Source organism: Secundilactobacillus malefermentans DSM 5705 = KCTC 3548 (genome assembly GCF_001436395.1).
In the GTDB taxonomy this organism is placed as follows: domain Bacteria; phylum Bacillota; class Bacilli; order Lactobacillales; family Lactobacillaceae; genus Secundilactobacillus; species Secundilactobacillus malefermentans.
Window position 1 is genome coordinate 31,688 of record NZ_AZGJ01000014.1, and the last position, 13,275, is coordinate 44,962.

Sequence of the window (13,275 nt, forward strand, 5' to 3'; positions counted from 1 at the left end):
TTCTACTTAATAATTTCCTTATCCAAACTACTTCTTCCACGCTGCAGAATATAAATTGCCAAAATAACCATGGCTGATCCGATCACTTCCACAAATGAAATCTTGAGACTCAAGAAAATGACACTTAAGATGAACGTCATCACGGGTTGCACCGCATCCACAATGCTCACCACATCCGAAGGGGCAAAGTTTAAACTATATAACAGTAAGCTAAACGGTAGGATTGTTCCAACCACGATGACCGTTAAAACGGAGGCCACTAAGGTTCCCGTGATTGGCGGCGTTGACATCCAAAATGGATGATTCAGGTTAAACAAAATACCAGCGATAAACGTGCCCCACCCTAGGACCAAAATAGGTGAATGGTGGGCAACGATTGGCCGTGGTAAAACAACGTAGAATGCTGCCGTTATGCCGGAACCAATTCCCCAAAATAGGGACGCCATTGGAATCGACAACTGACTGATATCGCCCTTGGTAATCGCCAAGAAAACCCCAATCATTGAAATAACGAACGCCAGTAAATCACTTCGTAGTGGCATAATTCGTTTGAAGAGAAAGCTTCCCACCACGATAAAGAGCGGACTAAGGTACTGCAAAATAGTGGCCGCAGCAGCGGTTCCCGTTTGAACTGACATATAAAAAGTCAGTAGGTTTCCCATTAATCCAAAGATGGCGTAGGCAAGCAGCCACCCGATTGTATGCCAGTTTTTAAAAATATCAAAAATGCCCATTCTGTACTTGAAGAAACTAATCACCAGTAAAATGGTGCCAGCCCCAATCGTTCTGATCGAAAGCAGCCACCCTGCTGGAATTGCCTGTCCTTGTGCGATAAACTGGAGCACCGTTCCCGAGATTCCCCACATTGTCGAAGCCACCGTTGCCCAAAAAATCCCCTTCATGACGTTTTTGCCAGGAAGATTATGACTATCCATATTCAAATTCACCCTATTCAACAAGATTAATGTAGTAACTCATACATTTTAATTGCGGCTTTTGCCCGCGATAAATCATTATTTGTCACCAAATTGACGAAAACTTTCCCTGAAAGCACGTCGTCAAATTGATAAATGTCGCCATAGCCGATTCCCATATACATTAGGTTCTGAGCAGACTTCGAATGGAGGAGGCCAAGTGTATGCCCCATTTCGTGTTCCAGAATTCGACTAAACTCGACCATGCGCGCTTGTCCAGCAATCCCTTTATCAATCATTAAATTGGCATCCGAGATTGACAGCGCTGGATTAAGTCGGTGTTGATAATTTTTCTTCATCTGTCTGCTAATATCACCAAGTTCAGTATTATAGTACACACGGGAAATTGCAATCGTCCTTGATTTATTAAACCACCAGGAAATGCCCCCGTCAATTTTGGTCTGGGCATCCCCGACAAATTTGATTGTAATGGAATGATGACTAGCTGTTCCTAAATAGAAACGCTTTTTTCCCAGTCGGCTATTCCAATCATTCATAGCTCTGTTTAAGCTGATGCCGACTGATTTGGAGTGAGTCGCGTCGTAAATGTAAACTCGGTGAGTCTTAGAGTAGCCCGTCTGAAACGCATAGTTAATGCCATACTTTTTCCCAATTTGCTTTTTATATTTTTGGGCTGTTTTTTTAGTCTTAATTTGACTGATTGTAACAGCACGACTAGTCGTCTTCGCGTGAACTGTTTCTGCAAATCCCACAGTCATTAAAGCGCCCATTAGTGCGGCTGCAAAAATACTAACCCCGATTTTCCAGTTCAACTTAGCTCACTCCCCTCAGTTTTCAAGCTAAGTATACTCAGGTTTCATTGCCTTTAGCAATCATTATTACCATTAATTTTAACCGTTATGATCTTCACCGGGAGCTGTGTCTTTTAACTTATCTAATACGGCCATATCGGCAACACTAATTTCAAATTCGACTTGTTTATTATTTTCAATGTGAGCGCTATTAGTTGCCTTTGGAAGGGGCAATAATCCGTGTTGCAAGACGTATCGAATCGCCAGTTGCGCAACAGAGACGTCATAGTGTGCTGCAATATCTTTGACCGCTTCGTTATTTAACAAGTAACCAGTGGCCAAAGGTGAGAAGGCTTCGACCAACATATTATGGTCTTGCGCGTAAACAGTAATGTCTGGTTCTGTATAGCCAATGTAATATTGAATCTGGTTCACCATCGGCATGATTGTGGCATGTTTTAAAATGTTCTTTTGGTCGGCAACGTTAAAATTAGAAATGCCAATTGCTCGGACTTTACCGGTTTTATAAATATCTTCCATGGCTTGCCAAACTTCAATGTTCTGGGTACTATAATCGGCACCCATTTCATCCCATGGCCATGGTGCGTGAATTAAATAAAGGTCCAGGTAATCTAACCCAATTCGATCCATTGTTTCATCAAACGTCTTCATCGCGGCATCATAACTCTTGGCCGCAGCCGCAAGCTTAGATGTCACAAAAACATCTTCCCGGTTTAATCCGGAATCTCTGATGGCCCGTCCAACGCTTTCCTCATTGCCATACTGCCACGCTGTATCAATATGACGGTAACCCTGCGAAAGCGCCTCAGTAACCGCGTCATAGGCAACCTGACCATTTGGTACCTGCCAGGTTCCGAAACCAATTTTGGGAATCTTAACCCCGTTTGATAGTTCATACGTTTCCGTTAATTTGCTCATTTTGAGGACTCCTTATTTTTAATAAATTCAATGACGTCAGCCGCAAGCTGTTGACGGTACTTACTATACGTGATGACGTGTGGCGCCCCTTCGTATTTTTTCAAAGTCACACTTGTGGTCGGCCTTAGGTAGGTAGCAAGCTGTTCATTAATCTTCGGATCTAATAACTCATCCGCCGTTCCTTCAGCAATAAAAACGGGTTGCTTAATGCTTGATAGATCATCATGAATCCCCACCGTATAAGCACTGATTGCCTGCAATTGATCCGAAATATGCTCGCTAAGCCAGCCGACCCGCTCGGCAATAGTCTCTGGCGATAATTTTTCCTTTTGAAACCAATTCTGAGCCCGTTCGACAAATCTTGCCTTGACGTGCGTTTTATCCACTGGAAAAAGGGGCGTGCTGATGGTTCCGCCACAACTGATTTCTGGAAAAGTTTCCATTAACTTAAGGGCAAAAATCCCACCCAGTGACTCGCCAAATACGGCAATTGGACTGTAACCATCCCGTTTCAGCAATTGGTAAGCGGCCAACGCATCCTCCCACCACATGTCTGGATGACCATTCGTGATGACGTTTTCCGGATCATCCGTCCCATGACCGCTAAATAAGGGACAGAGAACAGTATAACCAGCCTTATTCAAGTCCTGGGCAAATGAGCGAACATCGATTGGACTGCTTGAGAATGTATGAAAAAGTAGGATAGCTGTGGGACCACCTTTGAAATAAAACGTTTCTGGTAAAACTGGCATTGCGCCACCTCCAAATTTAATCACTAAAAAGGGCAAGAACCCTATACGACCGCCTAATAAGCTGGTAATATAGGTAAATACATACTTATTTTTCTATAAGCAGTTTGTCAATCAATGGTCATAACGACTTTAATAAAATTTTACCACAAGGGGGCGTTCACGATGACAACTGCTACCCCATGGAAACGAAATCTTTACATATTGTGGCTGGGTAACTTTATTGCTGGAATTGCGTTTAACCTACTCATGCCATTTCTACCGTTATTTATCAACACGTTGGGTCACTTCAGCAAAAATTCGCTCAACCTTTGGAATGGGGTTGCCTATTCCTCAACCTTCTTAGTGTCTGCTTTAATTGCACCGCTTTGGGGCCGTTTGGCTGATAAAAAGGGGCGAAAATTAATGTTGCTCCGGTCCTCGCTTGGAATGGCCGTCGTCAACTTAGCCATGGCGTTTGTCACAAATACTTGGCAATTAGTCTTTGCTCGAGTCCTAATTGGCCTCTTTTCTGGCTATATCCCTTCCGCTAGCGCCCTCATTGCAACCGAAGTTCCCCAAAATCAAAGTGGGAAAGCGCTAGGATTCCTAACGACTGGCAACATTTCCGGCACCTTGTTGGGACCCTTACTGGGTGGCGCAATTGCATCGGTTTGGGGCTACCGCAGCACCTTCATTATCACTGGGATTCTACTGCTGATTGTCTTCTTTTTAAGCCTAATCTTAGTTAAAGAGCACTTTACCCCCTTATCCGAGGAGAAAGCCAAGCTTAGTTTCAAACAGATTATGGCATCCACCCAACACGAAAACGTCATTTGGGGCATGATGCTGACCACCCTCATCATTCAAACGGCAATTACCATGGTTAATCCCTTCCTAACCCTATTTATCCGCGAACTCATGCACTTCCACGGGCCAATAACGATGGTTAGTGGCGTCATTGCCGCTACCCCAGGATTTGCCACCGTTCTCATTGCCGCAAAATTGGGCGACATTGGCGATCACATTGGCACCGCCCGAATTATCAAGATTGCACTTGGCCTTGGCGTTATCGTATTCATCCTAAGCGCCATTGTCACAAACGTTTGGCAGCTTTGGGGACTTCGCTTTATCATTGGTCTTGCGGATGCCGCCTTGCTCCCTGGCGTTCAGACAATGCTCATTAAAATGACCCCCAAAGAAAGTGTGGGGACCATCTTTAGCTATAGTCAATCTGCCCAGGGATTCGGCAGCGTCATTGGCCCGATGATGGGAGCCGTGCTTGCCGGTATCATCGATTATCGCGGCACCTTCGTGGTGAACGCTGTTTTACTGCTAGTGATCCTAATTGTTCTGATGATGATTCATCGTACAAATGAAAAATTAAAGTCAGCACTATAATTCATCCATAAAGAAGGGCTCCCCGTTTCGGGAAGCCCTTCTTTGCTATGTGTACGCATTTCATTTTCTATGTGAATTTTAGCTAATTAACGGCCAGCCTCAGCGATTGGTTCCACCTCTGCTGCACCAATTTCTTGGATAACTGCGTGGACGCGTTTGCCGTGTTGGTAAACGTCCTTATCACGCTGGATGACACTGATATCATCGATTGGATTATCGGCCATGATGATAAAGTCCGCAAACTTACCTGTTTCAATGCTTCCGTACTCATCGCCGACTTGCATGACCTTTGCACAAACAATCGTTGCTGATTCAATTGCTTGAGCGGGTGTCATATGGGCCTTTTCAACTTCTAGCTGAATCTCGTATGCACTTTCTTCTTTAAAGCCGTTATAGGGTGTTCCTGCATCCGTGCCCATTGCGATCGGAATTCCTGCTTTAGCGGCTTTTTCAATTGATTTAAAATGTTTCTTAATGTTAACAATGACCTTTTGACGCGCCCAGTCTGGAACGGTGCCTTCGCCAAATTCATAAATCCCGTACATGGCATTTAATGTTGGCACTACCGCGGTCCCGTGTTCCTTCATCATGGCAATCGTTTCATCATCAATATCAAAGCCATGTTCAATGGTATCAACACCAGCTTTGACGGCCTCTTTAATTCCCGCATTGCCCTGTGCATGAGCGGCAACCGTAAAGCCCTTATGATGCGCTTCAATAACCCCTGCACGAACTTCATCAAATGTGAGCTGAATGTCATCTGGCGTTTCGCCATTCTTTAGAACACCGCCAGTAACCATCATCTTAATGTTGTTGGCACCATTTTTCATAGCTGTTCGAACTGTTTTTCGCATTTCATCGGCGCCATCGACTTCGTAGCCACCATCTGAACCATGGCCGCCAGTCATCGAAATTGCTTGACCCGATGCTTTAATTTGCGGTCCTTGAATGAATCCTTGTTTTTGCATTTCTCGAATGGCAATATCAACATCAAATGGTGCGCCCACGTTTCTAATATAAGTAACCCCGTTGTCGATCATGTCTTGCATGTTATGAATGGCGTACATCGTTGCGGTTTCGCGAGTTGATGGATGACGTGCATCAACCTTGTCGGCAAAGTCGCGAGGAACACTCGTGATATGAGTGTGGGCGTTCATGATGCCCGGCATGACAAATTGATGGTGAACATCAATCGTGTTATCTGCGGAAATGTTGATGCGTCCTTCACCAGTTTGAGAAATTTTACCGGTTTCGTCATCTACGGCGAACCATGCGTCCCTGATAAAGTTGTGTTGGCGGTAGCTGTAAATGTTTGCGTTCTTGTAAATTGTTGTTGTCATAATAGTACTTCCCTTCGAATTTTAGTAACGGACCATCAGATTGTTCCTCTTGTAACGCTAACTGGGACTTCACTGCCACCACCTCCTTAAAATATAAAAAACGCCCTCAGTAATCGAAATTACTAAGGACGCTTTCAACGCGGTACCACCCTAATTGCTGGCTTGCGCCAACCTCTCACACACGGCCACTTGGCGATGTGTTTGACCGTTATCGGGGCCACCGGATTTTTTTATCAGCTCAAATCAACTTTTGGATATAAGTCATGGCACCTTCCCACTAACTGGCGCTCCCTTTGCATGGCTTAAATCGTCATCCTTGATTCTTCATTGCTTGTCGTTTAATTTGTTTTTAATGATTCACATCATAATCTCATTTAGAATAAAATGCAACCCTTTTTAAAAATTAAGTTCATGACAGACTGATACACAATTGTTAGTCGACTGTAATTCCCCTGTTTTTACTTTGTTTTATTTTCTCGTTACACTAGGGGTAAATATAATTACATAGGGAGGAAACATTTTATGAAGAAACAACCTTTATTAAAACGACTTATTACCGGTGCCTTTGTCGGTCTCGCATTTCTAGCTATTGGTGCCACTGGTGCGGATGCTGCTAAGACGAAGATTGCCGATGTGTCCCAATGGCAAGGTTCCATTAACTGGTCAAAGGCCTCAAAGCAACTCAAAATGGTAATCATCCGGGTTAAGCATGGTAACCCAGGAGATTCAGATTACGCGATTGATACAAAACGAAATACAAACGCAAACGGCGCTTACAAGTACAACGTGCCATTTGGCCAATACGACTTCGCTGAATTTGATAGTGTCGCTGATGCCAAAGCTGATGCAAAACAATTTTATAGCTTAGCCAGCAAAAACGCCAAGTTCTACGTTTTAGATAACGAAAAGCGTAAGTCAGGCGTTAAGGGTAAGGAACAAACTTACGTGAATGCGTGGTTAACCACGATGCGTTCACTGACCAACAAGCCTATCGTTTACTACTCATACCAAAACTTCGTATCCGTCCACAGCATCAACTACTCTAAGTTTGATGGCTCATGGATTGCGAACTACTCAAACAAGCCAAACGTCAGCACCGACTTATGGCAATACACGAGTAAAGGATCGGTCTCAGGAATTAGTGGCAACGTCGACTTAAACAAGGTCGTTGACTCATCCACTGTTTCTAGCTGGTACTCAGGATCAAGTACAAAGACGGCACCAAGCTATTACACTTCCGTAACTGCTGGTCAAAAGGTTACTGCTAAAAAGGCCTTCTACCAATACACAACCGCAAACTTCACGGGTAAGCTTTCAAAGGTTTCTAAGGGCAAGACTTACACGGTTAAAGCAATTGCTAAGTCAACTAAGGGAACACCAAGAATTCAACTATCAAACGGCCACTACATCACGGCTAACAAAGCCTACGTAATGGTTAAATAAGCAATTTTAAAGAGCTGCGATTAATCTCGCAGCTCTTTTTTTAATGCACTAATCTTTTGTCATCCAATTTGTCCTTATCAAATACCTGCCGCACGATTGCCAATTCTTCATCCGTCGGCACAATTAACGCCATTATTGGGCTCGTTTCAACGGTAATCTGCCCTTCAACGCCAATCTCGTTTAAATTTGGATCAATTTGAACGCCAAGATGACTTAACCTTGTTAAAATTCGGCGGCGCATCTCGTCATCCTTTTCACCAATCCCACCTGAGAATACGAGCGCATCAACGCCACCCATTTCCGCATAGTAGGCGCCAACTTGTTTGACGACTTGATTTTCAAACATTTGCAAAGCCAGTTCAGATTGATAATTTTCCGAAGCGTTTAGGTCGCGCATGTCTGAAGAAAGCCCCGATACGCCGAGTAACCCTGATCGTTCATTCAGGATATTAATCACTTCTTCAGGCGTATCAAGATCCAACCGTTTCATCAAAAATGGCACTAGACTTGGATCAACATCTCCAGACCTGGTTCCCATCAGAACCCCCGTTACTGGGGTTAAGCCCATTGACGTGTCGTAAATTTTGCCATTCTTAAATGCTGAAATAGAAGCACCGCTGCCCAAATGCATGGTGATGATGTTCAAATCTGCTTGGGCTTGTCTCATCAAGGCTGCAGTTTGGCAGGCCAAGTATTCGTGGGAAATCCCATGTTCCCCGTAGCGCCGAATATAAAACTGTTTAGATAATTCGTATGGGATACCAAACAATGCCGTTTCTTCAGCCATTTGGTGGAAAAGGGCGCTATCAAATACAGCAAATTGAGGCGTATTTGGCAAATAGGAAATTAAAGTTTCCACCGTTGCGACCTGCATCGGATTATGCAGTGGTGCATAATCGCTGAGTTGTTTTAATTTTTCAATCACGGGCGCTGTTAATTCTGTGACGGATTTAAATTCGGCCGCTCCGGCAACAATCCGGTGGCCCACTGAACCGATTTCGTCGAGTTGGCTCACAATTTTGGATTCCACCAAGCTATTTAGCACGTTTTGGACGGCATCGTTCATGGATAGCTTATCGAAAGTCCGCTTTGTTTTATCACCGTTAAATTTTAACTTGACCGTTGAATCTGCCAAATTAATTCGCTCAACGTGCCCCTCTGCCACCACGATTTCTTCTGGCATCGAGAATAGTTTCCATTTAAGGGATGAGCTGCCAGCATTGATGATGAGAATTTTTTTCAAGTGAGCCACCTCCAATTTAGTGTTATCATATCTTATAAAGTCCCTCAATGGAAGCGGATTCACTGTCTTTTCGGTTTTCTTTCACTGAAAAATCATACTTCTCGAAAAAGGATTAATTTTTGGAAATAATTCGCCGTTAAAATTCCATAATATTGGGTTTTAGCGTATTATGATGGTAGTTTATAGATGCACTATTTCGTTCGGGGGAGAAGGGATCCATATGACTCATAAAAAACTAATTTTACACGTTTCGCTTGCAACATTATCGGGGCTAATGATTTTTGCACCAGTCGCCACTATTCCAGCACAAGCTTCCAGTGTTAAGCCTTCATCTGCAATGTTAAAGAAGAGCAATAGTTATTATAAAAAGCATTACAAAGCAATCGCAAAGAAGTATAAATTTACGTATAGTGCCCAAACCGGATTGAATAAATCTGGCACCATTTATGTCTACGAGAAAACGAAGAGTTCTTACCTCAAAAAAAGTCTCAGTTTGGCAATGAACTATTGGAATTCTAAACTTGGCCGCCAAGCAATTAAGGTTGGCTCCAAGAAATACCACACCGTCACCTTCTCCGTTTCCAACGCGAAAGCATCCAAATCGGATGACAGTGATGCTTGGTGGATCCCATCAACTAAGAAAGTTCAGATTCGTAACAGTCTCTATGCCGATGATCTTTCGGTTATCACAAATACAACATTGTATAACAGTGAAAAATCGCTCGTCAAAACGGCAAACGCCAATTTAGCAGCTTACAAAGCTGGCTTAAGCACCACTGATCCAGATTATCAGTCAAAGCTTGATACTTACCAACAGCAGCAAGTTGACTATGCGAAGGCCGCTTTTGATAACCAAGAGAGCAATTTGAAATCCGGACTGGCAATCAAGGCCCGTGAATTCGAATATGCCAACACCTTGGCTCACGAGTTTGGTCACGTGATGGGCTTAAAGCATTCGCCAAACAAGTCGGATTTAATGTACTGGGCGAGTGGGACAAACGATATTTATAATTATAATAAAGTCAAAAATAGTAGTAAGGGATTCAGCCTAGTCACAAGTACCGATGTTGCGAGAGCAAAGTTGGCAGTGAAAGTGCATAATGCGAGAAATTAACTAAAAGAAATGTTAACCACAAAAAATCATCCAGCTCATTAACTGGATGATTTTTTTATTTGACGCTATATGTGTCAACACCTTACCCACAACCGGTGTCGCCTATGTGTTTCTATGTGAATTCCTATGTGTTAAATTTTTCTATATGTGTCTTGTTCTATGTGTTGTTACTATGTGATGCTATGTGTTGGAACGTTATGTTGGAACTATATGTGCTACCTATACTGCCTGGGTGCCTTTTGAGAAATCGTATTGTTGCCTCCATTAGCAGTCACTCTAATCTGAATCTGACCATCGTCAGCATTCTTCATAATGTCCGATTCCATAAAACCACCCCCTCAAAATATGTATTTTAAATTTAGACGAAAAAAGCACCCTAACTCTCATTTCTGAAAGTTAAGGGTGCTATTGCACTTTACCACCTTAATTTGCCAATTTATCGCTAAATTAGCCTCATCCTGTACAGCCAAATTGGCGATACAGTCATGCTGTAACGGGCATCCCCGACGCAACCTACTTGAATTCAGCGCGCAACTTTAAAGAATGATGGTCGCAATCATGACTGTATCCCGTTTACACCAACTCGGGACTCTCTATAACAATCGGATAAAAGGATCGTTTCTTATAATCGTCTGTTAAATCTCATCTAAATTTAATTTATGAACTTAGTATAATCCTTTCCAGCATTTTTTCAACCCCCAAATTAAAAAAAGATAAACCAACATTATCTTGGCTTATCTCATAAAAATATTTGTTTAGAAGAACGCTGATGCTCTAGTCCAAGCCTTTTGGGCAGGAATATAGTAATACGTTGTTTGTTTCCCGTTATGCGCCGTTCTGACTGCTCGGCGGGTAACATTAACTGAACTTGGGAAACTTGCCGTAGTCCCAACTGATTTAGCCAACGTCGAGTCATTAAAGACCTTGGTATAGGTTGGATAACTTTGCAGTGGGGTTACCGTCTTGCTGTAGTCCTCATAAGTAATCTTATTAAATGAGAGTGACCCCGCTTTAATCCAGTAGCGAATACTGCTCGTACTTGAGGTAAATCGAACTCGATACCAGTTACCACTTGTGGCTTCAGCCCGCATATCGATGTACACGTGAGTTGCCTTAGAAGCCTTTAGTTTCTTGGTTGCATAGTTCCAGTTCTTAGATCCCTTGATATGCGTATAAAGAGCATAGGTCTTTTTAGCATTTGTCTTAAAGTAAGCATATTGAGATGCTAATCCAGCATAATATTTTTCGACTTTATTTGTCTTTTTATTTTTCTTGCTGTTGATAGGCGTTGCTGTTTTTTGCTTAGCTGCCTTTGCGGTTGCAGTTGCTTTAGCAGTTGAAACCTTGTTGCTATCAATGGTCATCCCATCCGTACTAAAGTTAGCTGATACAAATGAAATCGACTTCTTAGAAGACGTAATCTGATTATTGGAAACGTCAACGCCCGTGATATCGCCCGCTTCGCCATCTTTTTCAAAATAGACGTATCGGTTGCCAGGGTTCAAGTTAACAAACTTGTTATTTTTAATGTTGAGGTTATCCATTTGAATGTCTGAACGGGTATTGTATAACCGAATGTAGTTACCTGACCCTAACGCATGCTTGTTCTCAAAGGTATTGTTCTCGATATACAAGTTAGAAACGGCTACGAAATGTAAGTTAGCGCCATCTTCTTCTCGTAATGGTTTTGCATCCTGAACTGTATTTCCCTTGAAGTAAACGTCATGGATTGTGCCGTTGAATAGTTTCGTATAAACAACATGTTCCCCAACTGGGTTAGGCGCGTATGACTTAATGGTTCCAGACGCCTTGTTGATTGGTAAGAATTTGTTGTTTGAAATGTAGACGTTGTATGAAGGAAGTCCGTCATAACTATCACCGGAATTCTTATAGGACATTGCCTTAGAATTTGAGTAGTCAACTTGGATAGCTTCCTTATACTCATACCCCTTTTTTGGATAGAATCCATTAAAGGTTGAGTTCTTAATATGAATATTATGACTCCCACAAATATCAATGTAGTGTCCTGTGGGTGATTCGGCATTGGTAAACGTACACTTGTTAAAATTAACGGTTACCGCATGGTTCAAGCTTTGGACAAAAACACTCTGCGTATTTGCGGAAGGATGAGTTCCTTTAAACGTGGCATTATTCCATGTCACATTTTTGATCCCACCGTTATAGCCGTCTTCTGGACTAGGATAAGCGAAGGCAATCCGATCGCCACCCCGAATTTGGAAAATGGCTCCTTTGTCAAAATTAAACGTCACGTTTGAACGTAATTTAATCGCATTTAATTCTGAATCTTTAAATAGGTACGTCCCCTTGGTAATATGTATGGTCATTGGCGTATCGCTATTGTATTTGTCGAGTAGTTTTTGCAAAATTGGCGTATTGTCTGTCTTATCATCCGCCTTCATCCCCTGATGCTGTGCATTAACCGTAAACGAAGTAGCGGCTTCAACATTCTGCTTGGAATTGCTTGTGACAATCCCCGCACCCGTTGCTGCACCTAGTAGTAGCAAAGCTGCTATGTATTTTATGACTTTTTTCATTGAACTAATCCCCCTTGGTAAATTTGGTTCTGCTATCATTGTACAGAATAAATTGAAAGCGTGCGAATTTTTGTTCGTTTATCCACAAAATTTAATCTGCCTGAAATATAAATTTTACCAAAATAAAAAGGCTGAAACTTTCTCAGCCTTAATCCGAATTTTTATAGCACTTCTTTTTCAACGTACTTTTGTGCTAAGTCGTTAAAATCATAATTCTTTAAGTTTTGAATATCGTCTTTACCACTAAATAAAGCAGTGTATGATTGTGCGACCATCAAATTGATTTTTTGATCTTGATTATACTGAATCACAATCACGGGAATTCCATGTTCAAATGCTGCACCAATTTCGAAAATTGTTCCTGAATCTGGCTCGTTTTCTTGCGTTTCTTCCATTTGATAATCTAGGATAGCAACCACTGCATCGGCCTTGCGTACCTGACGCATGTCGGAAGCAAACGTAGCAACCTGCCATTTAAATGATCCAAATTCTAAGTCCTCATGCTGATGTTCCATTGGCACAAAAATGCCATTTGAATCAATCGTTTTGTTGGCCTTAAGTAAATCGAGCACCTCTTTAATTCTGGCGTTCTGATTGTCGCTGAAAAATGGCGCTGCTAAGTAAATAGTATTCATAGTTAATCCCTTTCTCTTTACATACATATAGTAGTGATGAATTCATCATACCACAAAATATAGCATTATTAGCCAAAAATTTGCGAAAAAAAAGAATCCGACTTCCACCGAATTCTTCCTGAAATTTCGGCTCTATACTTTTTCCTGTTGA

At 42.3% G+C, this 13,275-nt stretch carries 12 protein-coding genes; 3 read left to right on the top strand and 9 right to left on the bottom strand.

Annotated elements, in window-relative coordinates; all coding sequences use genetic code 11:
* Positions 1 to 2 precede the first annotated feature (2 nt).
* The 4 genes from FD44_RS04090 to FD44_RS04105 form a co-directional block, all read right to left on the bottom strand.
* Complete coding sequence (locus FD44_RS04090) at positions 3 to 935, bottom strand: DMT family transporter (RefSeq protein WP_010619345.1); 933 nt, start codon at positions 933 to 935, stop codon at positions 3 to 5.
* Between the two features lie 26 nt (positions 936 to 961).
* Positions 962 to 1,747 (bottom strand): matrixin family metalloprotease, encoded by a 786-nt coding sequence (locus FD44_RS04095; RefSeq protein WP_010619344.1) that lies wholly within the window; start codon positions 1,745 to 1,747, stop codon positions 962 to 964.
* Between the two features lie 78 nt (positions 1,748 to 1,825).
* Entirely contained in the window at positions 1,826 to 2,665 is an 840-nt protein-coding gene (locus FD44_RS04100) for an aldo/keto reductase (RefSeq protein ID WP_010619343.1), read from the bottom strand.
* A complete protein-coding gene (locus FD44_RS04105) occupies positions 2,662 to 3,417 on the bottom strand; it encodes an alpha/beta hydrolase (RefSeq protein WP_010619342.1) in 756 nt (251 codons plus the stop codon). The genes FD44_RS04100 and FD44_RS04105 overlap by 4 nt, the downstream gene beginning before the upstream one ends.
* A gap of 162 nt (positions 3,418 to 3,579) precedes the next feature.
* Between FD44_RS04105 and FD44_RS04110 the strand changes: the two genes are divergently transcribed.
* Positions 3,580 to 4,794, top strand: coding sequence for an MFS transporter (locus FD44_RS04110; protein WP_010619341.1), 1,215 nt, complete (start codon positions 3,580 to 3,582; stop codon positions 4,792 to 4,794).
* An 86-nt stretch (positions 4,795 to 4,880) separates the two neighbouring features.
* On the opposite strand, the gene FD44_RS04115 is transcribed toward FD44_RS04110, so the two are convergent.
* The gene (locus tag FD44_RS04115; protein ID WP_010619340.1) at positions 4,881 to 6,134 is read right to left on the bottom strand and encodes a metal-dependent hydrolase family protein; all 1,254 of its coding nucleotides are present in this window, start codon (positions 6,132 to 6,134) and stop codon (positions 4,881 to 4,883) included.
* 522 nt (positions 6,135 to 6,656) lie between these two features.
* Here FD44_RS04115 and FD44_RS04120 point away from each other — a divergent pair.
* On the top strand, positions 6,657 to 7,577 hold the full coding sequence (locus FD44_RS04120; protein ID WP_010619339.1) for a GH25 family lysozyme: 921 nt from the start codon (positions 6,657 to 6,659) through the stop codon (positions 7,575 to 7,577).
* 40 nt (positions 7,578 to 7,617) lie between these two features.
* Here the strand turns inward: FD44_RS04120 and FD44_RS04125 are convergent, their stop codons facing one another.
* Complete coding sequence (locus tag FD44_RS04125) at positions 7,618 to 8,820, bottom strand: acetate/propionate family kinase (RefSeq protein ID WP_010619338.1); 1,203 nt, start codon at positions 8,818 to 8,820, stop codon at positions 7,618 to 7,620.
* A 220-nt stretch (positions 8,821 to 9,040) separates the two neighbouring features.
* Here FD44_RS04125 and FD44_RS04130 point away from each other — a divergent pair, with 220 nt between their 5' ends.
* A complete protein-coding gene (locus tag FD44_RS04130; protein WP_010619337.1) occupies positions 9,041 to 9,934 on the top strand; it encodes a matrixin family metalloprotease in 894 nt (297 codons plus the stop codon).
* A gap of 755 nt (positions 9,935 to 10,689) precedes the next feature.
* On the opposite strand, the gene FD44_RS04135 is transcribed toward FD44_RS04130, so the two are convergent.
* The 3 genes from FD44_RS04135 to FD44_RS10685 form a co-directional block, all read right to left on the bottom strand.
* Positions 10,690 to 12,489 carry a glycoside hydrolase family protein gene (locus tag FD44_RS04135; RefSeq protein ID WP_010619336.1) on the bottom strand — a complete coding sequence of 600 codons (1,800 nt, stop codon included), beginning with the start codon at positions 12,487 to 12,489 and terminating at the stop codon, positions 10,690 to 10,692.
* 161 nt (positions 12,490 to 12,650) lie between these two features.
* Positions 12,651 to 13,124 (bottom strand): nucleoside 2-deoxyribosyltransferase, encoded by a 474-nt coding sequence (locus FD44_RS04140; protein ID WP_010619335.1) that lies wholly within the window; start codon positions 13,122 to 13,124, stop codon positions 12,651 to 12,653.
* Positions 13,066 to 13,275: hypothetical protein (locus FD44_RS10685; protein WP_235809388.1), on the bottom strand; the 210-nt coding region annotated here is incomplete at its 5' end. The genes FD44_RS04140 and FD44_RS10685, both read right to left, overlap by 59 nt.